The sequence below is a fragment of the Sphingosinicella sp. CPCC 101087 genome, from assembly GCF_004151485.1.
GTDB lineage: Bacteria > Pseudomonadota > Alphaproteobacteria > Sphingomonadales > Sphingomonadaceae > Allosphingosinicella.
Genome location: NZ_SBFF01000017.1, coordinates 20,836 through 45,073, shown reverse-complemented (window position 1 = coordinate 45,073; position 24,238 = coordinate 20,836). Strand labels below are relative to the sequence as shown.

Here is a 24,238-nt window from a genome sequence, read left to right as displayed (position 1 = left end):
GAGAATTACGACATCCTGTTCAACGGAGACGGAAGCGTTACCGTCGTCCACGCCCGCGGGACGATGGCTGACGGCACCGACAGGGTGCGCAATGTCGAGCTGCTCGCCTTCGCGAACGATACCGTCGACCTGGCGGCGCCGACCGGCGCGATCGCCAACAACGACGCATTCGTCATCGATGAGAATGACGCCTTCTCTGGAACACTGTTCGGGGACAATGGCTTTGGATTTGACGACGATCTTGGCGGACCACCTCTCGTGATTGCCGAAGTCAACGGCTCCGCCCTGAACCTGGGCACGACAATTGAGCTCGAGTCGGGTGCCCTGTTGACGGTGAACGCCGACGGCACGTTCGATTATGATCCGGATGGCTCGTTCGACGAGACGCCGCTGCCGACGACCGGCGCCAGCAACACGCCCGGAATGGACACGTTCAGCTACACTCTGGAAGGCGGCTCGACGGCTGTCGTGACGATCACGCTCGAAGGACTCGACACCGATGATCTAATCCTCGGGACGGACGGTGCGGACATCTTGACACCGGATGGAGGGACGGATGAAGCACAGGGCGGCCTGGGCGATGACACCTACTTCATCAACAGCTCCGGACACCTGGTCGTGGAAGCGGCAGGGGAAGGCCAGGATCAGATCATCGCCAGCGTCAGCTACGTGCTTGGAAGCAATTCCTACGTCGAGGTCATGCAGACGAGCGACCTGACAGGACTCTCGCCGATCAACTTCACCGGAAGCGCCGTGGCTCAACAAATTTACGGTAATGCGGGCGCAAACGTCTTGGACGGCGCCGGCGGACATGATCGCATATTTGGTGAGGGCGGAGCCGACATCCTGCTCGGTGGCGCCGGAAACGATGAGCTGAGGGGCGGCGCTGGTACCGACAATCTCAACGGTGGCGCGGGCGCCGACTATCTGGATGGCGGTGCGGACGCCGACATCATGCTCGGAGGTGCCCATAGCGACACCTATATCGTCAATGATCTGGGTGACGTGGTGGTCGAAAGCGCCTCGGCGGGCGTTGACGTGGTCGAGAGCAGCCTCGCCGCCTACACCCTGACGACCAATGTTGAGCAGCTTAGGCTGGTCGGTCCCGGTCATAGTGACGGAACCGGCAATAACAGCGCCAATCGGATCTTCGGAAATTCCGGTAACAACGTCCTGTCCGGAGGGGCCGGCAACGACTATGTCGACGGTGGTGCCGGAAGGGACTTCCTTTACGGCGGCTCCGGCGCGGACGTGCTGATCGGCGGAGCCGGCGGGAGGGACCAGTTCCTGTTCACTTCGTCGCTTGCGCCGGGGAACGTTGACACCATCGCGGATTTCAACACGACGAACGAGCGGATTGGCCTGCTGCAGAGTGTCTTCACTGGCATCGCCGGGGGATTGGGGACGCTACCGGCCAGCGCTTTCAAGCTGACGACGGCACCGCTCGATGCGAACGACAGGATCCTCTACGATCAAGCTCGGGGCGACATATACTTCGACCCGGACGGTTCGGGCGGCGCGGCCGCCAGATTGTTCGCCTCAGTCGCGGATGGCACCGTTCTCAACAACCAGGACTTCTTCATTTTCGGAGCCTGACGAGAAGCTGACCGGCGAAGTCCCCTCCCAGACGCGACTTCGTCGGTCGGCCCTCCAGGGTTCCGATCTGTACAAACCGGCGACTGTCTCACCGCCACAATCCGAAAGTAGGGGCCATGGCGACCTCTCAGAACCGGTGCTCTCACCCCAGCTTCGCCGAGAGAAAGGGGCTTCGATCTGAGCGGCCGACCCCCAATTCGTGGATCTCAACCGATCTGTGCCTGCCGATCGACGAGGTGCTGGTGCTCTCCGAGGGTCGTTTCGCCGTCGCAATTCTGCTCAGGGGTTCGGACGACCCGCTTGACCGAGGCGTGTTCATGGACGCGCGAAGCTGCGACCTGCTTCAGTGGCCGAGCCACTGGATGCTGCTTCCGGAAGCCGAATCTTTGCCGCCATCGGCGACGGTTCCGCCTTCGCGCCTGCGCGACGCCCGACACAACGCCCCGGGCTGACGCCCGCCGGTCCGCTCTCGAATGGAGCCGGTAACGCAAGGGCTCCAACTAGAACTCTGCGCGCGAACGATGGAGGACGGCCATTCCGTCCAGCATCGGGAGGCGCGGCAGATCGCGATCTCAAGCGGTTCGTGGTGTTCAACGTCGACCAATGCGAGGACCCGCCCTGCAAAGTCACCCAGCTTCCCGGGGCCAAAGGCGAGCGCGAGCCCATTGCCGAAGGCGAGGCCCTTATCGCGGCGATCGGGGCGGATCTCCGGATTGGGGGCGACATGGCCTTCTATGCCCCAGACACTGAACCGAGCCGTTCATGAGACAGCATTCCTGGCGGCAAAGCGAAACGGAGATCGTGGTGCTAATGCTGCGATCTTCTCCCCCCCACCCAGCACCGCAAGCTCGAGCGCACCGCGCCGGCCTTGTAGACGATGCTGTTCACTCTTGCTGCCGCAACCGTCGAGATCCTCCTCGACGGGTCGAGCGCGGGCTGATCGCCCCGACGTTTGTACGTTCTGGCTCGATGTCACATGTCCCCGCTGCGCCTCGCCGGATCATCCCATCTCTTCTTCCAGCCCTTCATGCCTCGGCAGCGTCGGTCCGCAACTCACGTCCCTTCGGCTCGTGTTGCCCTTCGGGCGGCCCGCGCTGGCCTTGGGGCGGGGTTCCCCGTTCGGTGCGGTCCGCCGCTTCGCCTCGGCTCTACGAGTGCTGTCGACGGGATGGTCCCGACGGCAAGCAGGAGCAGATCCATGACCAACATCGTCCTTCTCGTCGGCAATCTCGGGCGGTCGAAGGTCTACGAGCTGATCAGGGCTGGAGAGCTCGGGTCAGCAAGGTCTGCGCGATCATCCTCGTTCCGCTGGCGGTGAGCCGTAGAGCTGAAGGTCCAACTACGCTGAAGTGGTCCGCATTCAGCAGGTGTGGACGTCCGGGCCGAGCGGGCGATGAAACCCGATCCTGATCAGGCGGGCACGGGTCGCAACCCCAGTCGGGCAAGCGTCACGTCGAACGTCTGTAAATAGGCGAATTTAGCGTGGTCGCACAGGCCAGCGCGGCTCAGTAGGCCAAGATCCAGACATCTGGTGACCGGTCCGGACGCTTTGAGATTATCTCAATGTCGTATCGATCTCACGAGAACTCGGGTCGTGCCTGTCCAGGATCGACCAATCTGATCTCGGCAATAACCTCGACCTGATCCACCTCCTCCAGGGTGAGGTCGGGAAACGAGCCCGTGATCATTGGCACATATGCGGAATTCATGATCGCCAACCGGTTTATGGATTGGGTGGTGCGGAGCGCTTGAACAGCACTGCGCGCGATGACTGCCGCTCGACCCGGGCGTAACTCGACTATTTCGGCGGGAGAGTCGAGGATTGCCCAATCGTCCGCCGTCGTCGCTTCGTGCTCGCGTCGGTTGGTGCCGGGCATCGCTTGCCCGACCGCCACGACTGCGCCGGCATAGGTGTTCTCGACCACAAACTTGAAATCCGCATAAGCGACAAGGCCGCTGCCCTGGCTGGTGGGCACCCATCCTCGAAGCAGCTCGATCCAAATTTCCAGAACGGCCGAATATGCTTCCGCGACCTCCAGATAGTTGGCCCTTTTCTCGGAGATCCCGACGCGCCCCGATTTTGCATTGAATACGTGAACTCGTATGTCATGCAGCCGGTCGACCAGCGCATCGAGCGGAACCACTCGGCCCTTGAGCGGGATGGCTGAAAAGTCGCACTTTGCGTTGGCCCCCCTAAGCGCTCTCAAAATCCAAGTCTTCTCGTCCTCGCTCCTCTCTTTTGGAAAGATCTTGTCCAGCAGCGCTTCCATTCCGAGATACAGATTTCGGCACGCATCAAAAAGGTCGCGGCTCTCTTGCGACAGCCTGAAGAACCGAAACGCCGTCATCCAGGGGGCGGAGGGGGGCGGGTGGTTCAGTTCGGCCGTTTCGCCCGACCGCATCGTCGTCATATTAAAGCCCGTTCCGATGCAAAGACCAGTAATAGACCTGAGCCTCAGGAGGATGCCATCTCCGGTCCGCTCAACCGCAATGTGGTTGTCGGCAGCGCCGAGAGTGACGAGATGATCCACGCTGGTGATCGAGGCAAGGTCAAGCGCACGGCGGATCATGTCCATGCCATCGTCGACCAAGGCGCTCCCCGCGAGGTGGCGGCGCGACCGAGCCACCGCATAGTTGTAGCCGCTCCGCAGATCCACTTCCCAATCGGCGAAGTTGTGCATCTCGCTGGCGCGGGCCGGCGCGGAGAGTTGCACGGCAAGCGCGCTCCCGACTGAGCACGATTTCGAATCGAGCAATTGGATGCCGGCCAGGCTGGGCATGAGGCTCTGCTCCAACGTTGATCCTGCATGCCCTCCGATGCCGGTGGAAGCAAGTTGGATTCGGGGGGACAGTGAGTCATCTACGGCATCGCGTGCCCGCAGCGCGTCGGCCGGGGGAGGGCGATGTCGAGACTTGGTTGCCGAGCCAGTCAGATGTGTCGACCATGGCGCACGGAATATCCGTGCCGTCGGGCGTGCGGCAGAAGGAGCGCTTGCCGATGGCCAGCATCTCTTGGACTTATCCTGCCGACGCCTTGTTGGCGTTGCGGGCGAGGGAGGAAAGCGCAGCGGCCCCGACCGGGGCGGACATGGCGCTGGAGGAACTCGAGCTCAACTATGAGATCGAAGGCGATCGTCCGCCCTGGCGGCCGCTGCGAGCCGCAGCGCCCCACAGTTGAACGCCACGCATGTGCGCACGGTCCGGATTAGCGGATCGATCCGCTGGCGTGGGCGGGAGCTGTTCGTCTCCGAAGTGCTGAACGGCGAACGCGTCGGCATCTTCGAGATCGCAGACGACGAATACGAGGTCCGGTTCGGGCCGATCCTGCTCGGCTACATCCGCGGCAAGAACAAGCTCATCAGAGTGAAACCGGGCAAACGACGGCGCCCTGCTCCCAAAAACTCTCACCCAGCTGACCGGTCTCAAACGTCACCCAGGTGACCGGTTGCACAGAGGCACGACGCCGCCGCGCCAAATCAGCGCGGCGACCGCTTGCTGGAGCTTCAGCTCCGGCCACGCGTCATGTGATCGTCACCGGATGGGCCGAGACGCCCAAAGGCGGCTCGGCAGAGCGAAGCGGCGTAGAACGCGGTCGCGCCGCAGGCACGAGACGCCAGGGACCTGCGACCTCTACTGCTCTGACGCACGAAGGCGCAGATGGTCCGTGGACCGCCCGTGATTCGAGCACGCGTTTCGCTTATCGAATTGCGCGGACGCTGGACTCGAGCGCTTTGGAAAGACTTCGAACGGGGGACGACGTGTCACTTCGGGCGCCATGGCCCGGCTGGCGGAGCCGGCTGCTCGGCCGCCAAAGCGAGCAAGAGGCGTTGACGACGTTCAGGCGAGGATTGCAAGTTCGGCGTAATCGAGCGGCCGATGAGCATATGCTCCTGCGGCCGGCGCCGGTGCGCGAAGCGCTCGTGAGCGGGCCACGTCAGCGCGGCGATCGGCCGGAGCGGAAGCTCGATCTTGCCATCTCCGCCGGAGCTGTCGCCTGTTGCGCTTTCATGCGTCGGATGCGCACCCCAATTTGGCATTCGCCTGTGCGACATTCACCCCATGCGGACCTTCAAGACGCGCCATCAATTCCATCTGCCCGACGATCTGTCGGATCAGCTGGAGCGCCTTGGCGCCGCCCCCGGCTCTTCGAAGACGGCGGTCCTCACCGGCGCGCTTCGAGCCTGGATTGATCGGGGTGACTGCAATGAGCGGGACGACCAGTTCGCGCAGCGGCTTGACGGCTTGAGCCGCGAGCACCGACTTATCGAGCACAGGCTCGACGTCCTGGCGGAGGCCCTCGGCCTGTTCATACAGCACCAGCTCACGATCGTCGCTAATCAGCCCCCATTCGACGCCGAGACGGCTCGCCTGGGGCTCGAGCGATACCGCGCCTTTGTGGACCTCGCCGCTCGGAGGCTTGCGGATCAGGCTTTGGGTCACTCGCCCTCGCGCCCGGGCGGATCCAGCGTTGCGTTTCGTCCCGCGTTCATCCTGGAGCAAGCGCCTGGGGACAAATGAGCCGACCGGAAATGGTGGAGCTTTGACGACCATGATGGAGAAGCGTAATTTGGAATCCAAGACGACCGATTGCGAATCCGAATGCACGGGCAGTGTCTGGGCGCGACGCGAGCACATCAGTCGTCGGCAAGTCATCGGCTCCGCCGCGTGCGCGGCATTACTACTTCCGCCCTATGCCGGCGCCTGCGCAGCGCAGCGCGGAACGGTCATCACGCCCGAGATGTTCGGAGCCCGCGGGGATGGCACGTCCGACGATTATGAAGCTCTCGTTAGACTCGCTGCTGCCGTGAGTCGCCTCGGCGGCGGCGTCGTGCGGTTCGGACGAGGCAGGAGGTATCGGGTGGATCGAATTCGGCTGACGGGCGGATCGGCACGCAACGAAATAGGCCATATCGCCTTCGTCGGATGCGATGGTCTGACGATGGATCTGAATGGCGCGACGGTAGACGTCAAAGGTGACTTTCACCGTGGAGCCGACGCCCGCCGTGGAAGGCGGTCCTTCGCGGATGCGGTGATTCCCATGCATTTTGAGCAATGCTCAAATCTCACGATCAGCAACGGCACCTTGAACGGAAACGCCGATCGCACAACGGCTGACCCCAGAGTGGCCGAAGGCCAGGGCCACGGCATCATGCTTATTGGGTGCTCCCAAGTGCGGTTGGAGAACTTGCACATTCACCATTTCACTGCCGACGGCGTCTATATCCGGGCTGCACGCAATCGACGCGTGAGCCGAGACATCCGCTTGAGCAATGTGCGCCTGACAAACAATGTCCGCCAAGGCCTCACCGTCGCTGGTGCTGTCGCGGTGTTGGCCCTGGACAGTATCTTCAGCGAAAATGGAAGGACGGGGGGCTCCTACCATCGAGCCCCCCGCGCCGGAGTCGATGTGGAGCCTGGTCACGATTATGACTTCAGCTCGGAGTTTCGCGCGGAACGATGCCGGTTCGACGAAAATCGCGGCCCTGCTGTCGTCGCGGGAAACCCCGACCGAATCGCCAAAGTGGAGCTTATCAACTGCAGCGGTCGCCGCAGCCGCTGGGGGCGATTGATATTATCGGCTGAGCATAGTTTGATTCGCGGGGGCAGCTGGCACAATATTCAAATAGCATGTGCTTACGCTGCGCACCGGGAATATCGCAAGCGCATCAACGTGGAAGTGAGTGGAGGCCATTGGAGCGGCGACGATCCAACTTGGGCGCCGATTTATGACCTGAGCCCCAGGCGACCCCGAGTGTGGATTCATCACAATCGTTTCGACCTACGCTCGCCGGAGACCTTCGGCCAGACCTATCTATTCCGATGTGCAAACCCCAACCATCGGTTCGAGGATAATGAGGTCTTCGTGGCGCAGACCGGGCATGACGGAGCACACGGCGATCTGGTGGGACAGTTCACCTCGGCAACGGTGCGGCGGAACCACTGGGCGACCGACCTTCGTGGGCCGGGACGCTTCGTTAACAACTATAACGAAGCCACGCTCGTTGAAGGCGAGCGATTTACCGGCGCCTTTGCGCCGCTGAGATAGGCTTGAAGTTGCCGACCTGCGCGGCATACGCCAGCGGATTTCCAGTCGTCGGGACCGGGCTCTTGAAGCCCATCCATCCAATCAGACTCGACGCCTCCGGAGTGTCCCCGCTGAATGCGAGTGGGTGGACCTTCGGATAGCCTCAGCGGTCAAGGCTCGGTCGAGAGTAGATCGTTAGCAGGCCAAGGTCTGCATCGATGGACTCGCCCTGCGCCGAGCCGAGGCGATCGCGCGCCGCTGCCATGGCTGGAGCGATTCGGCGAATATCACTCGGCTTTCCAGTAACCCTCTTGCGCAGGTCGTCGAGATAGTCTGACCAAGCCTGCATCGTCCTGACACGCTCGTTCCAGTGCTCGCCCCGGACATAGGCGCGGCGAACATCATTTCCCTCGACATGTCCGAGCTGCCGTTCGATTGCATCTGGGTGCCAACGGCCCATCTCGTTCAAGAGTGTGCCCGCCATTGCGCGAAAGCCATGGGCCGTCAGCTGGGTCTTGCCATAGCCCAGACGGCGAAGGGCAGCGTTGAGCGTGTTGCCAGTAATCGGGCGCTTTTCTGAGCGCACGCCTGGAAAGAGGAAGGCCGTGCTCCCGCTGACCGGCATAAGCTCGGCCAGCATGGCGAGCACCTGGCGTGACAAGGGAACATGGTGTGGGCGGCGCATCTTGGTTTTGTGGGCCGGAATTGTCCAGACCGCATCATCCACGTCGAACTCTCTCCATTCTGCCATCCGCAGCTCGCCCGGACGCGCAAAGAGGTGTGGCGCCAATCGGAGCGCGATCTGAACGGTGGGCTGCCCTTCATAGCCGTCGATTGCCCGGAGCAGTGGGCCGATCTCACGCGGGTCGAGCAGGGCCGGACGATGGGTCACGTTAGGCTGGATCAGTGCCCCGCGAAGGTCGACCGAAACGTCGCGTTGCGCACGACCGGTGGCGATCGCATAGCGGAAGACCGTGCCGAATGTGCTGCGCAGGCGAACGGCCGTTTCGTAGCGGCGGCGTGCCTCCATCTTTCGGAGCACCTCAAGCACTTCGAGCGCCGTGATCTGGGCGATTGGACGAGAGCCAAGGAGCGGAAAGGCGAAGCCTAGGAGCCAGCGCATCTTCTTCAATGTCGATTCGGCTCGGCCTTGTGCCTTCAATCGATTCAGCCACTCCTCGCCTACGACCTGGAAGGTCTCCTGCTCCTGCGCGCGGATCTCGCGCTCTCGGCGCCTTCGGACCTCCATCGGATCCTCGCCCGCCGCGACAAGCTTGCGAGCCACGTCACGCTTGGCGCGAGCATCGGCCAGGCCGACGTCCGGGTAGACCCCGAAAGGCCATCGTCTTCTGCTTGCCTCTGTAGCGATAGTTGAAGCGCCAGTAACGCCGCCCGTCGGGGTTCACGAGCAGGACCAAGCCCGCCGAGTCGGTCAGTTTGTATGGCCTATTCCGACCCTTGGCGTGCGCCACGGCGGTCGCGGTGAGAGGCACTGATGGTATCTCCCGTTCGGCGATTGGCAGGTACCATCAAGACTACCAGCATTTGGGGCAAATACCAACAACCCGGTCGGGATCAGGTCCTGATTTGCGGGAGAGAAAATGGGAGTTTTCTGCGGATTTATGGACGCCTGCGGACGGTGGTGGACGGGGCAATGGTGCCCAGGGGCGGAATCGAACCACCGACACCGTGATTTTCAGTCACGTGCTCTACCAACTGAGCTACCTGGGCATCCCTGTCCACGCGCAAGCCAAGAGCCGCCCCGCGCGGAAGCAGCGCCTATAGAGGCGCTTAGCCTTGCCTGTCCAGCCCATCGTCCTCGCGCCCGAAATCGTCGGGGCCCGCCGGCGGTCCGGGCGCGCGATAGGCCTCGCCGAGCCAGTTCAGCAGGTCGCGGTCGCGGCATCCGCGGCCGCAGAACGGCCGGTGCTCCGCAGACGTGGGCTTGCGGCACAGCGGGCAAAGCTCGCGGCGCTCAGGAGGGGCTTCGCTGGACATGCCCGGCCGATATGGCGAGGCCCGGCTGACCCTGCAAGGCGATCTCGGCGCCGGTCTCCCGGCGCAGCCGCTCGAGCCAATCCGGCTGCGCCTCGATCCGCGCCGCGACCGGCGGGGCCGCCTGGACAAGGAGCCTGCCATGGCCCTCGCACCTCTGTGCTCGGCGCAGCAGCGCCCGTGCTGCCGCGCCCACCGGGTCGGCTTGCAACAGTTCGGGCAATGACGGGCGCTCGCGGCGGATGACGACCTGGAGGAAACCGAAGCCGTTGACCGCGGTTCGCTCGAACGGCTGCGGGAGGAGAGCGTCGAGCGCCGCCGCCGCCGCCTGCCGCTCGCCACGACCGGGCAAGGTCGGCAGGTCGATCCCGATCGACCCCTTGATGCCCAGGCGCCGGATCGTGCGCGCCGCCGCCGCCGCTCCGACGCAGGCGAGCTCGGCCGGAGGCAGGTTCCCGTCGACGTCGAACAGGGTCATTGCCGGCGTGAGGCTCATCCGAAGCGCGCCGCCGGGAAAGCCGATCTCTCCGCGCATCGCCTCGTCGAGCAGTTCGGACCAGCCCGCCGCCTCGAAGCGGTCGGGGCCGATCGCGCCGTGCGAAGTGAAGGTGCCGATCCGCTCGGCCAGCGTGGGCCCGGCGCGCGGCGAGTCTTCGGTCGCCCTCGCCTTGGGCAACTTGGCGCGGCCTTCCTCGGGCAGCGCCTCGCGAACGATCTCGGCCCTGAAGGCTGCTCCCTCGGCGAGCCCAGGCGGCAGCGGCTCGATCAACGCCTCCCCGCCCGGGCCCAGCGCGGCGATGCCTCGCCGCCCCGGGATCAGGATCGCGGCGAGCCGCGCGTCGACGATCGAGCCGGCCCGGAGCCGCCCCGGAAGCTCGATCGCAGCTTCGACGATCCGGTCTCCCTCGACGAGGATCGCGCGGTCCTCGCCGATTCCCTCTTCGTGGAGCCACTCGGCCAAGTCAGCCGGCCCGGCTCACGCCACCGGATAACCGGCGGCGCGCAGCAGCGCGCGGGTCTCGAAGAGCGGCAGGCCGACCACTCCCGACCATGACCCCGAGAGCTGGCGGATCAACGCCTCGGCCTGCCCCTGTATCGCATAGCCCCCTGCCTTGCCGTGCCATTCGCCGCCGGCGAGATAGGCGGCGAGCTCCTCGTCCGACAGGCGCTTGAACGTGACGCTGGAGGTCGACAGCCGGTGGCGGGTCACGCCGTCGGGCGCGCGCAGCGTGACCGCCGAATGGACGCGGTGCCGGCGGCCCGAAAGCAGCGACAGGGCCGCGCGCGCCTCCGCCTCGGTCTCCGCCTTGGGCAGGATGCGCCGGCCGGCGGCGACCACCGTGTCGGCGGCGAGCACCAGCGCGCCGGACACGTCGACCGCGAGCGCCTTCTCCTTCGCGATCCGCTCGGCGTAGCGCGCCGGCAGCTCGCCTTTCCGGGGTGTCTCGTCGATGTCGGCAGGGATGACGGCGTCCGGAACGACGCCGATCCGCTCCAGCAGGTCGAGCCGTCGCGGCGAGGCGGAGGCGAGGACGAGCCGCAGGCGCGGACCCGTCGTCACTTGAAGCGGTAGGTGATCCGACCCTTGGTCAGGTCGTAGGGCGTCAGCTCGACCAGCACCTCGTCGCCGGTCAGGACGCGGATCCGGTTCTTGCGCATCTTGCCGGCCGTATGGCCGAGAATCTCATGGCCGTTCTCCAGGCGGACCCGGAACATGGCGTTCGGCAGCAGCTCGACCACCTGTCCGCGCATCTCGAGAAGTTCTTCTTTGGCCATCGATCCTCTGGTTCGAAAGTTTGGGCGGTGGCGCCTTTAACGCGCCCCCGCCCAAAATGAAAGCGGACTGCCGCGCCCTTCCGGACGCCAGGGTGTCAGCCCCCGTGACCCGCCAAAGCGGCGAGCAGCAGCAGGGCGACGATGTTGGTGATCTTGATCATCGGATTCACCGCCGGCCCGGCCGTGTCCTTGTAGGGATCGCCCACCGTATCGCCGGTCACCGCGGCCTTGTGCGCCTCGGAGCCCTTGCCGCCATAATTGCCGTCTTCGATATACTTCTTCGCATTGTCCCAGGCGCCGCCGCCCGAGGTCATCGAGATGGCGACGAACAGGCCGGAAACGATGACGCCGATCAGCACCGCGCCCAGCGCCGCGAAACCCTGCTCGGGGCCGGCGACGAAGCGCACGATGAAGAAGACCAGGATCGGCGTGAACACCGGCAGCAGCGAGGGGATGATCATCTCCTTGATCGCGGCCTTGGTGACCAGGTCGACGGTGCGGGCATAATCGGGCCGCGACGTTCCCTGCATGATGCCGGGATTGTCGCGGAACTGCGCGCGGACCTCCTCGACCACGGCCCCGCCGGCGCGGCCCACCGCGGTCATCCCCATCGCCCCGAAGAGATAGGGCAGCAGGGCGCCGAGCAGCAGGCCGACGATGACGTAGGGATTGGCGAGGGTGAAATCGATGTCGGCATAAGCGACGCCGAGATCGCCCGCGAACCGCCTCAGGTCGGTCGTGTAGGCGGCGAACAGCACCAGCGCACCCAGGCCCGCCGATCCGATCGCATAGCCCTTGGTGACTGCCTTGGTGGTGTTGCCGACTGCGTCGAGGGCGTCGGTGCGGGTGCGCACGTCCTCCTCCATGCCCGCCATCTCGGCTATGCCGCCGGCATTGTCGGTGACGGGGCCATAAGCGTCGAGCGCGACCACCATGCCGGCCAAAGCGAGCATCGCGGTGGCGGCGAAGGCGATGCCGATCAGGCCGGCGAGCTGATAGGCGACGATGATTCCGACGCAGATCACCAGCGTCGGCAGCGCAGTCGATTCGAGGCTGATCGCCAGGCCCTGGATGACGTTGGTTCCGTGACCGGTCTGCGACGAACGCGCGATCGATTTCACCGGTCGATAGTTGGTGCCGGTATAATATTCGGTGATCCAGACGATCAGGCCGGTCACGGCCAGGCCGACGAGCATCGAAAAGAACAGGTCCCAGCCGGTGAAGCCGCCGCCGACCGCGTCGAGCGCGACGGCGAGATCGGCACCGGCCGCGTCGGGCGCGCCGCCGATCACCGCATTCATGTCGCCCAGGGTCTGGGCGGTCACGTACCAGATGGCCGGAATCGACAGGCCGGCGGTCACCCAGAAGCCCTTGTAGAGCGCGCCCATGATCGACTGGGATCGGCTCAGGCGGACGAAATAGGTGCCGATGATCGAGGTCAGGATGCACACGCCGCCGATGATCAGCGGCAGGCTCATCAGGCTCAGCATCTGCTCGGTTCCCGTGGTGACGAGCAGGGCGATCAGCACCATCGTCGCGCCGACCGTGACCACATAGGTCTCGAACAGGTCGGCGGCCATGCCGGCGCAATCGCCGACATTGTCGCCGACATTGTCCGCGATCACGGCCGGGTTGCGGGGGTCGTCCTCCGGGATGCCGGCCTCCACCTTGCCGACCAGGTCGGCGCCGACGTCGGCTGCCTTGGTGAAGATGCCGCCGCCGAGGCGGGCGAAGATCGAGATGAGCGAGGCGCCGAACGCCAGGGCGACCAAGGCGTCGATCACTTCTCGGTCGTTCGGCGCGAGCCCCTGCACGCCGACCAGGATGTAGAAGAAGACCGAGATGGCGAGCAGCGCCAGCCCGGCGACGAGCATTCCGGTGACCGCGCCGGCCCGAAAGGCGACGGTGAGGCCGCTCTGGAGGCTCGACCGGGCCGCCTCGGCGGTGCGCACGTTGGCGCGGACCGAGATGTTCATCCCGATATAGCCGGCGGCGCCCGAAAGGAGCGCGCCGAGCACGAAGCCGACCGCCTGGATCGGGCCCAGGAACAGGAAGACCAGGGCCGCGACGACCACGCCGACCACGGCGATGGTCATATACTGCCGGCCGAGATAGGCCTTGGCGCCTTCCTGGATCGCCGCCGCGACGGCGACCATCCGCGCATTACCGGCGGGCGCGCGCAGGACCTGCAAGCTGGTGAGGATGCCGTACAGCACGGCGACAAGGCCGCAGCCGATGGCAATAAGCACGACGGTCATGAAACGTCCTTCCCCTGTTACTTCATGCAAGTGAGAGTCGGCGCCCCAGTCCGGGCGCGCCCGGTGTGACAAGTTGCTTACGGGGGAAAATCAAAGGATTCAACTGCTCGCCGTGCGGCCCGGGCGGCCCGTCTCTCCGCGGCAAAAGGGGATCCGCCTCGCGTCAGGGCGCGGGCGGAAGAGCTGGCCCGCCGGCCCCGTCGTGCTCGAAGCCGAGCCGCGCCGGCAGCGGAACCCGCTCGCCTCGCTCGGTCGCGATCAGCCCCCGGCCCTCCTCGAAGCGGCCGATGCGGCTGAAGGGCAGGCCGACCGCCTCGCCGAGCTCGAGCAGGGCGGCGGCGTCTTCGGGGCGGCTCGCGAAAAGCAGCTCGTAATCGTCGCCCGCGGTGGCGGCGTCGATCCGGGCCTCGCGGCCTTCGCCGGCGAAAACAAGCCGCTCCGCCGAAAGCGGAAGCGCGTCGAGTTCGACCGAAACGCCGCATCCGCTCGCCGCCGCCATGCGCGCCGCATCGATCAGCAGCCCGTCGGACACGTCCATCATCGCCGCGGCCAGCGGCGCCAGCCGCTGACCGGCTTCGAGACGGGGCCTCGGGTTGCGGTAGCGTTCGATCAATCCGGCCGGTTCGCTGCGGCCGCCCTGCAGCAGCTTCAGCCCCGCGCCGGCGTCGCCGATCGTGCCGCTTACCCACAGGAGGTCGCCCGGCCGGGCGCCGTCGCGGGCCGGAACGGCAGGCCCCGCGACCCCGAGGGCGGTGAGGCTGAAGGCGCGCGGCGCGCCTTGCGGCATCGCCACCGTGTCGCCCCCAAGCAGGGGCAGGCCGAACGCGCCGAGGACCGTACCGAGCCCGCGCGCGAAGGCCGCATCCCAGTCATCCGGCCCGAGCGCGTAGCCGAGCAGAACGCCGATCGGCCGGGCACCCTTCGCCGCAAGGTCGGAGAGGTTTACCGCAACCAACTTCCAGGCGACGTCCTCGGGCGGATCAGCGGCAAGGAAATGGACGCTCTCGACGATCGTGTCGCAGGTGAGGACGATCGCCTCGCCGCCGATCCGCAGCACCGCCGCATCGTCCATCAGGCCCCGCGCCGCCGGTTCGGTCGCGAGTGCGCGTAGCGAGGCGATGAAGGCGGCCTCGTTGGTCATCCGGCAATGCTCCCGCATGTGCCGGAAGGGGGAACCGCCCGGGCAACGGCGCCGGGGCTCGGGGCGGTCAAGCCGGCCCTCCATCGCGGGCGGCACGATCCCTTGCCGGTCTCTGCGGCAAGGGTCGGATCATCCCCGTACCGTCCGCGCCACCTTGTCCAGCAGCGCGTTGACGAACGAGGCCTCGCGCTGGTCGTAAAAGGCCTTGGCGACATCGACATATTCCGAGATGGCGCTGCCGGTCGCCACGTCCGCCCGCGCGACCAGCTCGTAGGCCCCGGCGCGCAGGATCTGTCGCATCGGCTTGTCGAGACGGTCCAGCGACCAGTCCTTGGCGAGATTGGCTGCGATCAATCCGTCGAGCTCCTCGCGCCGCGCATCGACGCCCTTGACCAGATCGTCGAAGAAATCGATCTCCGCGTCGGCATATTCGACCCCGTCGATCGTCGCGCCGAGTCGGTGGTGGTGGAACTCGTGCAGCAGCTGCGGGATCGGCACGCTTTCCATTTCCTGCTGATAGAGCGCCTGCACGGCAGCAAGGCGCGCGGCGGAGCGGGATCTGGATCGGGTGGCGGACGCTGACATGGCGCGCGGCATAGCCCCGCCGGCACGGCAGCCCAAGCCCTAATGGGACCGGGCCTCCAGCGCGTGTCCGTCAGGCGGGGGTCTCCGCGACGAAGTCGCGGATGGCCGCGACGACGAATTCCGGCGCTTCCCATGGGATGAAATGTCCCGCTTCCGGAGTAGCGGCGACGCGCAGATCGTCCACCAGCGTGTCGAGCCCGCCCAGCTGGATCGGCAGCAGGGCCTGGTCCTTGAGGCCCCAGACCACCAGCGTCGGCACCTTCACCTGCGGGAAGGGCAGGTGGGTCCAGGCCGGCAGCGCCGCATTGTCGCCGGGCTTCGGGACGACGACCTCGCTGGCGCGATACCAGTTCAGCATCGCCGTCAGCGCCCCCGGCTGCGACCATTGGTCGATATAGGCCTGACGTTCCTCCGGCGGGATCTTCGAAAGGTCGGCGTGTCGTCCGAATGTGGTGTCGAAGAAGGTGTCCAGCCCCATCGCGGCAATGCCGGCTTCGATCGCGGGATTCCGGAAGGCTTGAATATATTGGGAGGCGGCGCGCTGCGCCTCGTCCTCGATGAGCGACTTCTGGAAGATCAGCGGATGCGGTGCGTTGATCGCGACCAGCCGGGCGATCCGGCCGGGATGGCGAAGCGCCGCCAGCCAGGCGACCGCACCGCCCCAGTCGTGTCCCACCAAAGTGAAACGTTTCAAGTCTAAAACATCGGCCAGGGCGATCAGATCCTCGACCATCCGCTCGGTCCGGTAGGGCTCGATCCCCTCCGGCTTGTCGGATCCGGCAAATCCGCGCTGATCGGGGGCGACGACGAAATGATCGCGGGCAAGCTCGGGCGCAACGGCGCGCCACGTCCGATGCGATTCGGGAAAGCCGTGGAGCAGCACGATGGGTTCCGCCTCGCGCGGGCCGCTTGCCTGGACAGCCAGCGTGACGCCGGTCGGCAGCGCGATGCCGGTCGGCCCCGACGCGCCGGAGCGCCCTTCCTGATTGGCGCCGCCGGTCATGGATAGCTGACCGTCTTCGGTACTTCGGGCAGGGGGATGAACTCGTCGCCATCGTCGGGCGGAAGGGTGAACCGCCCGCTTTTCCAGTCGTCGCGCGCCTGGCGGATGCGATCGCGGCTCGACGAGACGAAGTTCCACCAGACGTGCCGCGGTCCGTCGAGCGGCGCACCGCCGCACAGCATCACGCGGCCGCCGCCGGCGGAGCGAAGGATCGCCTCGATCCCCGGCCGCAGGACGTAGAGAGTCGTCGGCGCCAGCGCGACGCGGTCCAGGCTCGCCTCGCCTTCCGCGACATAGACGGCCCGCTCCTCCGCATCCGGGTCGATCGGCATCGCGCCGCCCGGAGCGAGATGGATGTCGGCATAGATGGTCGGGCTGTGGCAGGTGACCGGCGATTCGGCGCCCCACAGGCTCCCCATCACCACCCGCGCCCGGACGCCGTCCGCGTCGACCACCGGAAGCCCGTCTTTCGGAACATGCTCGAAGGCGGGATCGATCTCTTCCTTGGCGGTGGGCAGCGCCAGCCAGGTCTGGATTCCGCTGAGCTCCGGACCCTCCGGCCGCGCTGTCGCCGGCGACCGTTCGCTATGCGCGATGCCGCTGCCGGCTGTCATCAGATTCACCGCGCCGGGCTCGATCGTCCGGAAGGTGCCGAGCGAATCGCGATGGTCGATCGCGCCGGCGAACAGATAGGTGACGGTCGCCAGATTGATGTGCGGATGCGGCCGGACGTCGATGCCGTTGCCGGGCTCGAGCTTGGCCGGCCCCATCTGGTCGAAGAAGATGAACGGACCGATCGTCGTGCGCTCCTTGTGCGGCAGCGTTCGGTGCACCTTGAACCCGCCCAGATCATGGGTGGAGGGAAGCAGGGTCTGGAGGAACAGGTCGTCGGTCATGCCGCTATCGTAGTTGGACCGGCGGCCCGGTGCCATCATATTGTACCTGTCATGTGCCTGGGCTAGGCGATCCGCGATGCGTACGTCCCTGATCGTGGTCGACAATTTTCTCGACAATGCGGCGGCGCTGCGGGATTTCGCGCTGCGCCAGGCTTATACCAGGAAGGAGGAAGACTACTTCCCCGGGCGGAATTCGGTCGAGCGGGTCGGGATCGGCGGCCTCGACGCGCAGATTTCCGAAATCGTCGGGGAGCCGGTGCGGGCGCGCTCCGATACGCATGGGCGGTTTCGCATCACTCTGGCCAGCGACCAGGGGCGCGCCAAGATACATATGGACGCCGGCTATTGGTCGGGAATTCTCTACCTCAGCCGGCCGGAGGATTGCCGTGGCGGCACCCAGTTCTTCCGCCATCTGGACACCAACACCGACCAGGCGCCCGAGGACCTGGAGGGGCTGAACAGGCTGGGATTCGCCTCCTATGACGAGATGCACCAGCAGATCATCCAGAAGGACACGCTCGACGACAGCAAATGGGAGCTGACGATGACCGTGCCGATGCGGTTCAATCGGCTGGTTCTGCTGCGTCCGTGGCTGTGGCACACGGCGGGGCCGGGCTTTGGCGATTCGCTGGAGAACGGCCGACTTGTCTATCTGATGTTCTTCGAATCGGCGGCGACGCGCAGACCAGCCTAGGTTTCCGTCGGAACCTCGGCGCGGATCGCGAGGGCATGGACGCGGTGGCGCATCAGATCGCCGAGCGCTGAATAGACCGCCCGCTGGCGCCCGACCCGGCTGAGGCCGGCGAAGCGGGCGGATTCGATCTCGACCGTGAAATGGCTTTCGCCGCTGCCGTCATGTCCGGCATGGCCGCGATGCTTGTCGCTGTCGTTGATCACTTGAAGGCGCGTCGGAGCGAGCGCCTCGCGCAGGCGTTTCTCGATCTCGGCGGCAACGGGTCCGGTGAAAGAAGTGGCCATGCGCCTTATATAGGGGACAGTTTGAGGAAGGGGAGTTTGGATTGGCGAGTGCGGGTAAACGGCAGGCCCGGTTCCACGGACGGGTCGAAAGCGAAGGGCGGATGTGCGCTCATCCCGGCTGCGAATCGGCCGGGGAATTCCGGGCGCCCGGCTCGCGCCGGCCCGGCTTCGACGGTCCGGGCGAGTGGCGCTGGATGTGCCTCGACCATGTCCGCGAGTTCAATACGAGGTACAATTTCTTCGACGGCATGACGCCGGACGAGATCGCCAGTGCGCAAGGCCCTTATGCTGGCTGGGAGCGGGAGACCCGCGCCTTCGCCAGGGCCGGCGGCGGTGCGCCGCCCCGCTGGGCCGATTTCGTCGATCCGCTCGACGCGATCGGGGCACGGTTCCGCCCGCGCACCGCGCAGCAGCGCAAGGACGGACGCGAGCTTAGCGAGGGCGATCGCAAGGCGCTGCGCGTCCTCGGCCTTGAGGTGGATGCCGACCGGCGGGCGCTCCGCCAGCGCTATCTCGATCTGGTCCGGCGCTACCATCCCGACAAGAATGGCGGGGATCGGAGCCACGAGAAAGCGTTGCAGGCGGTGATCGAGGCTTATACGGCGCTCAAGGGACGGCCGGCATTTGCTTAGGCCCTTCCGTCGATACGCCGGTTCGGCAAGCTGGCCGGCTACTCGGGATGAGCGGGTTCCTATGGGTGTCCCTGCCCCCCGTCCTGAGTAGGGATCGAGCCTGGCGAAGGCCCGTATCGAAGGGTGGACCGGATTTCAGAGAATCGACATGGCAGACTTATCCAACGTGAACCCCGAAAGCCGCGCGGATACGGTGATGGGAGCGCCTGACCGGATGGTGAAGGTGCGCGAGCTGTTCGGCATCGACACCGACATGGAGGTGCCCGCTTTCTCCGAAGCGGACGAGCGAGTGCCGGACCTCGATCCCGCTTATGTGTTCGACACGTCGACGACGCTGGCCATCTGCGCCGGCTTCGCCAAGAACCGGCGAGTGATGGTCCAGGGCTATCACGGCACCGGCAAGTCGACCCATATCGAGCAGGTGGCGGCGCGGCTGAACTGGCCGATGATCCGGATCAACCTCGACGCCCATATCAGCCGCATAGACCTGATCGGACGCGACGCGATCGTGCTTCGGGACGGTCAGCAGGTGACCGAGTTTCGCGAAGGCCTTCTGCCCTGGGCGCTGCAGCACCCGGTCGCGTTGGTGTTCGACGAATATGATGCCGGCCGCCCGGACGTGATGTTCGTCATCCAGCGCGTGCTGGAAACCGAAGGCAAGCTCACCTTGCTCGATCAGAACCGCGTGATCCGTCCCAACCCTTATTTCCGGCTGTTCTCGACCACCAACACGGTCGGCCTCGGCGACACGACCGGCCTTTATCACGGCACTCAGCAGATCAACCAGGCGCAGATGGATCGCTGGAACATGGTCGTGACGCTCAACTATCTGCCGGCGGAGACCGAGGCGCGGATCGTTCTCGCCAAATCGGGCGAATATGATCATGAGGGCGGCCGCACGGAGGTCGAGCGGATGATCAAGGTCGCCAGCCTGACGCGCCAGGGCTTCGTCAACGGCGACATCTCGACGGTGATGAGCCCGCGCACGGTGATCAGCTGGGCCGAGAATGCGCTCATCTTCGGCGATGTCGGCTTCGCCTTTCGCCTGTCGTTCCTCAACCGCTGCGACGAAGCGGAGCGGCCGGTCGTCGCCGAATATTATCAGCGCGTGTTCGGCAGGGACCTGCCCGAAAGCGTCGCGAGCCAGGCGTGAACGCGACGGCCATCTTGTTTCCCGGCGACGGCCTGACCGGTGCCTGACCAGGACAATCCCCTTGAAGCCTTCCGCCACGCCCTCGCGGGCGCGACGCGGGCGATCGCCGGCGATCCGGAGGTCGAGGTCGGCTTCACCAGCGACGCGCCGTCCACCCTGGGCAAGAGCGTCAAGGCGCCGATGCCGGGGCGAAACCTGTCGGAGCGCGAGGTGGCCGAAGCGCGCGGCTTCGCGGACGCGGCGGCGCTTCGGCTGCGTCACCACAATGCGCGCCTCCACGCCCGCGGCGCCCCCGCCGACGAGACCGCGCGGGCGGTGTTCGACGCCGCCGAGCAGGCGCGATGCGAGGCGCTTGGGGCGCGCAGCATGGCCGGCGTGCGCGACAATCTCGCGCGGCTCACCGAGCTGCGTCTGAAGACCGACCCGCTCGTCCGCGCCCGGAACCGCGAGGAGGTGCCGCTCGCCTCGGCCGTCGGGCTCATCGTGCGCGAGCGGCTCACCGGCCAGGCGCCGCCGCCCGAGGCGAAAGCGGGCCTCGCCTTGGTCTCCGACTGGATCGAGCAGAAAGGCGGCGCCGATCTCGATGCGCTCGGCCTCGCGCTCGACGATCAGGGGGCCTATGCGGCGCTGGTCGGCAAGCTGCTTCGCGATCTCGAGCTGGTGGAAGGGCCGCCGGAGACCGAATCGGAGCCCGAGAGCGGCGACGAAGGCGAGGGCGGCGACGAGGCCGAAGGCGGCGACGAAGGCGAGGAAGAGGAATCCGACGACGGCGCCGGCCGCGGCGAGGCCGAGATTCGCGGCGAGCAGGAGGAGGGCGGCGAGGAGGCCGAGCGCGACTGGTCCGAGGAGGAGATGGCGGAAGCCTCCGAGGGGCTCGGCGAGGAAGGCGAGGAAGGCATGCTCCCGGTCCGTCCGAACCGGCCGATGAGCGACCTGCCGCCGCAATTCGATTATCGGGTGTTCACCACGCAATATGACGAGGTGGTCGAGGCCGAGGCCTTGTGCGACGAGGAGGAACTCGGTCGGCTCCGAGCCTATCTCGACCAGCAGCTCGTCCATCTCCAGGGCGCCGTGACCAAGCTCGCCAACCGGCTGCAGCGCCGGTTGATGGCGCAGCAATCGCGCAGCTGGGCCTTCGATCAGGAGGAAGGGCTGCTCGACGCGGCGCGGCTTGCCCGCGTCGTCGTCAATCCCGAGCATAGCCTGTCCTACAAGGTCGAGCGCGACACCGAGTTCCGCGACACCGTCGTCACGCTCTTGCTCGACAATAGCGGATCGATGCGCGGCCGGCCGATCTCGATCGCGGCGATCAGCGCCGACATCCTCGCCCGAACGCTCGAGCGCTGCGGCGTCAAAGTCGAGATTCTGGGCTTCACCACCCGCGCCTGGAAGGGAGGGCAAGCCCGCGAAAAATGGCTTGCCGAAGGGCGGCCGGCCAATCCGGGTCGGCTCAACGATCTCAGGCACATCGTCTACAAGGAGGCCGATGCGCCCTGGCGGCGGGCCCGGCGCAATCTCGGCCTGATGATGCGCGAAGGGCTGCTCAAGGAGAATATCGACGGCGAGGCCTTGCTCTGGGCGCATCACCGGCTGATCGCGCGGGTCGAGGAACGGAAGATCCTGATGGTCATCTCGGACGGCGCGCCCGTCGACGACTCGACGCTTTCGGTCAATAGCGGCACCTATCTCGAGCGCCACCTCAGGCAGGTGATCGGCTGGATCGAGGCGCGTTCGCCCGTCGAACTGATCGCCATCGGCATCGGCCACGACGTCACACGCTATTATAGCCGCGCCGTAACGATCATGGACGCCGAGCAACTCGGCGGCACGATGATCGAACAGCTCGCCCAGCTCTTCGACAAACCCTGATCGTTCCTCCCCGAGCTTGCTTAGGCGGAGGCTCGGATCTGGCCCCAGATAAGGTCGGGAGGGGATCTCGACATGCTCCACCCGAACCTTCGGATCGCCAAAGCGCGGACCTCAAATACAAGGGGCCGGCCGCCCATCCAGGCGACCGGCCCCCGCCCTCGATACGCTACGCGAGGGAAGCTGTGGTCCGCTTAGCAGCGGCTCTTGTCGATCGCCCGGCCGGCGAGGGCGCCGGCGGCGCCGCCGACGATCAGGCCCGTCGTGCCGCTGTCGCGCCGGCCCCAGCGGTTGCTGCCGCCGCGGTCGATCTCACGGCCGAGCAGAGCGCCGGCTATTCCGCCGATGATCGTGCCGGTCGTGCCGCTGCAGCTGCGTCGATTGTAGCTGTTGCGATTGCCGTAGTAGCGGCGATTGTCGTAGCCGCGATTGTCGTAACCGCGACGATCGTAGCCGCGATTGTCGTAGCGCCGGGCGTCGTAGCGCCGGTCGCTCCGGCGGTCGTAACGTTGGTCGTAGCCGCTTCGGTCATAATAGCCGTAGCTCTGCGCCGAGGCGGCGGCGGGAAGGGCGGTCATGGCCGTGACGGCGACGGCGGCGGAAAGGGCAAACTTCTTGATCATGTTGAAACTCCTTCGATCGCGCGCCGCCCCTCCGATCTGTGGCGAGGCGCCATCGCAAGGTCCTTATCGCGCAAGCGCCTTGAGCTTGCGCTGAACGCGATCGTCAGCCGTCGTTCATGAAACTGGCCAGAATCCTGAACGGACGGAAGGCGCGCTTCATCGTCCTGCCGCCCATCCTCCTCCTGCTCGCCACCTTCGTTCCGCGATCTCCGCCGCCGCCCTTCGCGGCGGCCGCGGACACGCTCATGACCGCGGTTCCCGTGGCCCTCGATCCGGACCGTCCGCATCTGCGCCGTGTCGGGGCGCTCACCTTTCTTCGCGGCTGGGCGCTGCGCAGCGACGACCGCCGCTTTGGCGGCCTGTCGGCGATGCAGGTCGAAGGCAGCCGGGTCACGGCCATAACCGACGTCGGCGTCGTGCTGAGCTTCGGTCTGCCGCTTCGGGCCGGGACGCAGCCGCTGCGCGTCGAGCCGCTGTCACGCCGCGACATTCCCGATAAGGAGCTTCACGATACCGAATCCTTGGTGATCAGTGGCGGCCGCGCCTGGATCGGCTTCGAGCGGATCAACGCGGTCGCGCGCTACGATCGCGACGGATGGCGCCTCGAATCGGCTTCACGGCCGCCGGCGATGCGCCGCTGGCGCGCCAATCTCGGCGCCGAGGCGATGGTGCGGCTGCCGGATGGCCGCTTCCTGATTTTCGCCGAAGCCGGAGCAAAAGGCGACGCGCTGAGTCCCATCCTCCTGTTCGCCGGGGATCCGGCCGACCGCGGCACTCCGGCAGAGCGGCTGCTTTTCCGCCGCCGGCCCGGCTACCGGGTGACCGACGCCGCCCTGCTTCCGGACGGACGGCTGCTGACGCTCGAACGGAGGTTCGGCTTCCTGGAAGGCGCATCGGCACGCCTGGCGGTCGCCGAAATCGAGGGGCTCGGTGCAGGATCTATCGTCGATGGTCGAACGATCGCCGAGCTCGCCGCTCCGCTCACCGTCGACAATATGGAGGCGCTCAGCGTCACGCGAGAAGGCGGCCTTACGATCGTGAGGATCGCCTCTGATGACAATTTCATCGCCCTGCAGCGGACGCTTCTGCTCGAATTCGCCCTGGATGTGCCTGAGCGAGCGCCAAATCCGAGTGAAGGCGCAGGGACCCTCCGACGAGTCGTGCCATAGGCGATGCCGCAGATCGCCGCCGTCCGAGTTCACGCGTCCTGACTGTCGTCAGGCCGACGGATCAGGCGGCTTCGGCTTCGCTCTGGACCTGCTTCTTGACGATCTCACGCTTCAGCCGGCGCGCGCGCAGGCTCAACTTTTCGTCGCTGGTCTTGGCGAGCCAATTGTCCAGGCCGCCGACATGCTCGACCGAGCGCAGCCCGGCAGTCGATACGCGCAGCTTGACCTGCCGGCCCAGCGCGTCGGAGATCAGCGTCACGTTCTGCAGGTTGGGCAGAAAGGTCCGCTTGGTCTTGTTGTTGGCGTGGGAAACATTGTTGCCCACCTGCCGGCCCTTGCCGGTCAGCTCGCAAATACGCGACATTTCAATCTCTTCCTGGAATGGGTCCGCAAAAGGCCCCGGAAACCCGGCGCAGATAGAGGGAGGCGGGTCGTTCGTCAACCGTCTGAGTCGCTCCGGGTGTACGGGAACTCGTTGCGGAACGGCAACCAATGGGCCATCCTGTCGTTCTGTGGCGCATATCCGGGAAACAAACGGCGAG

25 protein-coding genes, 1 tRNA gene and 1 pseudogene are annotated in these 24,238 nt (G+C 66.0%); 10 read left to right on the top strand and 17 right to left on the bottom strand.

Annotation, left to right across the window (positions count from 1 at the left end):
• The first annotated feature begins 63 nt into the window (after window positions 1–63).
• Window positions 64–1,596, top strand: coding sequence for a calcium-binding protein (locus tag EKM57_RS21050; protein ID WP_129794503.1), 1,533 nt, complete (start codon window positions 64–66; stop codon window positions 1,594–1,596).
• Between the two features lie 116 nt (window positions 1,597–1,712).
• Complete coding sequence (locus EKM57_RS22060; protein WP_165357596.1) at window positions 1,713–2,048, top strand: hypothetical protein; 336 nt, start codon at window positions 1,713–1,715, stop codon at window positions 2,046–2,048.
• A 1,125-nt stretch (window positions 2,049–3,173) separates the two neighbouring features.
• On the opposite strand, the gene EKM57_RS21040 is transcribed toward EKM57_RS22060, so the two are convergent.
• Window positions 3,174–4,391: a hypothetical protein gene (locus tag EKM57_RS21040; protein WP_129794502.1), complete on the bottom strand. Its 1,218-nt coding sequence runs from the start codon at window positions 4,389–4,391 to the stop codon at window positions 3,174–3,176.
• Between the two features lie 203 nt (window positions 4,392–4,594).
• Between EKM57_RS21040 and EKM57_RS21035 the strand changes: the two genes are divergently transcribed.
• Both EKM57_RS21035 and EKM57_RS21030 read left to right on the top strand, forming a co-directional pair.
• On the top strand, window positions 4,595–4,774 hold the full coding sequence (locus EKM57_RS21035; protein WP_129794501.1) for a hypothetical protein: 180 nt from the start codon (window positions 4,595–4,597) through the stop codon (window positions 4,772–4,774).
• A complete protein-coding gene (locus tag EKM57_RS21030; RefSeq protein ID WP_129794500.1) occupies window positions 4,771–5,037 on the top strand; it encodes a hypothetical protein in 267 nt (88 codons plus the stop codon). Before EKM57_RS21035 ends, EKM57_RS21030 begins: the two co-directional genes overlap by 4 nt.
• Window positions 5,038–5,601: 564 nt before the next feature.
• Here the strand turns inward: EKM57_RS21030 and EKM57_RS22055 are convergent.
• Window positions 5,602–6,036 (bottom strand): hypothetical protein, encoded by a 435-nt coding sequence (locus EKM57_RS22055; RefSeq protein WP_165357594.1) that lies wholly within the window; start codon window positions 6,034–6,036, stop codon window positions 5,602–5,604.
• A gap of 109 nt (window positions 6,037–6,145) precedes the next feature.
• On the opposite strand from EKM57_RS22055, the gene EKM57_RS21020 reads away from it, so the two are divergent.
• The gene (locus EKM57_RS21020; protein WP_129794499.1) at window positions 6,146–7,642 is read left to right on the top strand and encodes a right-handed parallel beta-helix repeat-containing protein; all 1,497 of its coding nucleotides are present in this window, start codon (window positions 6,146–6,148) and stop codon (window positions 7,640–7,642) included.
• 142 nt (window positions 7,643–7,784) lie between these two features.
• Here the strand turns inward: EKM57_RS21020 and EKM57_RS21015 are convergent, their stop codons facing one another.
• The 12 genes and pseudogenes from EKM57_RS21015 to EKM57_RS20965 form a co-directional block, all read right to left on the bottom strand.
• Window positions 7,785–8,870 (bottom strand): tyrosine-type recombinase/integrase, encoded by a 1,086-nt coding sequence (locus tag EKM57_RS21015; protein WP_371414163.1) that lies wholly within the window; start codon window positions 8,868–8,870, stop codon window positions 7,785–7,787.
• A pseudogene (locus EKM57_RS22825) lies at window positions 8,865–9,114 on the bottom strand (Arm DNA-binding domain-containing protein); the annotation flags it as partial. The pseudogene EKM57_RS22825 and the gene EKM57_RS21015, both read right to left, overlap by 6 nt.
• 162 nt (window positions 9,115–9,276) lie before the next feature.
• Window positions 9,277–9,352 (bottom strand) — tRNA-Phe (locus EKM57_RS21010).
• A gap of 60 nt (window positions 9,353–9,412) precedes the next feature.
• The gene (locus EKM57_RS21005) at window positions 9,413–9,619 is read right to left on the bottom strand and encodes a DNA gyrase inhibitor YacG (protein ID WP_129794498.1); all 207 of its coding nucleotides are present in this window, start codon (window positions 9,617–9,619) and stop codon (window positions 9,413–9,415) included.
• Window positions 9,597–10,577, bottom strand: coding sequence for a ribonuclease (locus EKM57_RS21000; protein WP_129794497.1), 981 nt, complete (start codon window positions 10,575–10,577; stop codon window positions 9,597–9,599). Before EKM57_RS21000 ends, EKM57_RS21005 begins: the two co-directional genes overlap by 23 nt.
• Before the next feature lie 15 nt (window positions 10,578–10,592).
• Complete coding sequence (locus tag EKM57_RS20995; RefSeq protein WP_129794508.1) at window positions 10,593–11,159, bottom strand: nucleoside triphosphate pyrophosphatase; 567 nt, start codon at window positions 11,157–11,159, stop codon at window positions 10,593–10,595.
• A 14-nt stretch (window positions 11,160–11,173) separates the two neighbouring features.
• A complete protein-coding gene (gene infA, locus EKM57_RS20990) occupies window positions 11,174–11,392 on the bottom strand; it encodes a translation initiation factor IF-1 (RefSeq protein ID WP_114952794.1) in 219 nt (72 codons plus the stop codon).
• A gap of 95 nt (window positions 11,393–11,487) precedes the next feature.
• The gene (locus EKM57_RS20985; protein ID WP_129794496.1) at window positions 11,488–13,650 is read right to left on the bottom strand and encodes a sodium-translocating pyrophosphatase; all 2,163 of its coding nucleotides are present in this window, start codon (window positions 13,648–13,650) and stop codon (window positions 11,488–11,490) included.
• A 163-nt stretch (window positions 13,651–13,813) separates the two neighbouring features.
• A complete protein-coding gene (thiL, locus tag EKM57_RS20980; RefSeq protein ID WP_129794495.1) occupies window positions 13,814–14,791 on the bottom strand; it encodes a thiamine-phosphate kinase in 978 nt (325 codons plus the stop codon).
• Window positions 14,792–14,920: 129 nt separating this feature from the next.
• Window positions 14,921–15,376: a transcription antitermination factor NusB gene (gene nusB, locus EKM57_RS20975; RefSeq protein ID WP_129794494.1), complete on the bottom strand. Its 456-nt coding sequence runs from the start codon at window positions 15,374–15,376 to the stop codon at window positions 14,921–14,923.
• A 70-nt stretch (window positions 15,377–15,446) separates the two neighbouring features.
• Entirely contained in the window at window positions 15,447–16,379 is a 933-nt protein-coding gene (locus EKM57_RS20970; RefSeq protein ID WP_129794493.1) for an alpha/beta fold hydrolase, read from the bottom strand.
• The gene (locus tag EKM57_RS20965) at window positions 16,376–17,275 is read right to left on the bottom strand and encodes a pirin family protein (protein ID WP_129794492.1); all 900 of its coding nucleotides are present in this window, start codon (window positions 17,273–17,275) and stop codon (window positions 16,376–16,378) included. The genes EKM57_RS20970 and EKM57_RS20965 overlap by 4 nt, the downstream gene beginning before the upstream one ends.
• Before the next feature lie 76 nt (window positions 17,276–17,351).
• Between EKM57_RS20965 and EKM57_RS20960 the strand changes: the two genes are divergently transcribed.
• Window positions 17,352–17,969 (top strand): DUF6445 family protein, encoded by a 618-nt coding sequence (locus EKM57_RS20960; protein WP_129794491.1) that lies wholly within the window; start codon window positions 17,352–17,354, stop codon window positions 17,967–17,969.
• Here the strand turns inward: EKM57_RS20960 and EKM57_RS20955 are convergent.
• The gene (locus EKM57_RS20955; RefSeq protein WP_129794490.1) at window positions 17,966–18,253 is read right to left on the bottom strand and encodes a BolA family transcriptional regulator; all 288 of its coding nucleotides are present in this window, start codon (window positions 18,251–18,253) and stop codon (window positions 17,966–17,968) included. The two genes, EKM57_RS20960 and EKM57_RS20955, sit on opposite strands and share 4 nt — an antisense overlap.
• A 101-nt stretch (window positions 18,254–18,354) precedes the next feature.
• Here EKM57_RS20955 and EKM57_RS20950 point away from each other — a divergent pair, with 101 nt between their 5' ends.
• The 3 genes from EKM57_RS20950 (at window position 18,355) to cobT (ending at window position 21,907) form a co-directional block, all read left to right on the top strand.
• On the top strand, window positions 18,355–18,885 hold the full coding sequence (locus tag EKM57_RS20950) for a J domain-containing protein (RefSeq protein ID WP_129794489.1): 531 nt from the start codon (window positions 18,355–18,357) through the stop codon (window positions 18,883–18,885).
• A 148-nt stretch (window positions 18,886–19,033) separates the two neighbouring features.
• Window positions 19,034–20,038, top strand: a complete 1,005-nt coding sequence (gene cobS, locus EKM57_RS20945) for a cobaltochelatase subunit CobS (protein ID WP_129794488.1) — start codon at window positions 19,034–19,036, stop codon at window positions 20,036–20,038.
• Between the two features lie 39 nt (window positions 20,039–20,077).
• Window positions 20,078–21,907: a cobaltochelatase subunit CobT gene (gene cobT, locus EKM57_RS20940; protein WP_129794487.1), complete on the top strand. Its 1,830-nt coding sequence runs from the start codon at window positions 20,078–20,080 to the stop codon at window positions 21,905–21,907.
• A 191-nt stretch (window positions 21,908–22,098) separates the two neighbouring features.
• On the opposite strand, the gene EKM57_RS20935 is transcribed toward cobT, so the two are convergent.
• Window positions 22,099–22,527 (bottom strand): glycine zipper 2TM domain-containing protein, encoded by a 429-nt coding sequence (locus EKM57_RS20935; RefSeq protein WP_129794486.1) that lies wholly within the window; start codon window positions 22,525–22,527, stop codon window positions 22,099–22,101.
• 116 nt (window positions 22,528–22,643) lie between these two features.
• Here EKM57_RS20935 and EKM57_RS20930 point away from each other — a divergent pair, with 116 nt between their 5' ends.
• Window positions 22,644–23,696: an esterase-like activity of phytase family protein gene (locus EKM57_RS20930; protein ID WP_129794485.1), complete on the top strand. Its 1,053-nt coding sequence runs from the start codon at window positions 22,644–22,646 to the stop codon at window positions 23,694–23,696.
• A gap of 61 nt (window positions 23,697–23,757) precedes the next feature.
• Here EKM57_RS20930 and rpmB read toward each other — a convergent pair whose 3' ends face one another.
• On the bottom strand, window positions 23,758–24,060 hold the full coding sequence (rpmB, locus tag EKM57_RS20925) for a 50S ribosomal protein L28 (protein WP_129794484.1): 303 nt from the start codon (window positions 24,058–24,060) through the stop codon (window positions 23,758–23,760).
• Window positions 24,061–24,238 lie beyond the last annotated feature (178 nt).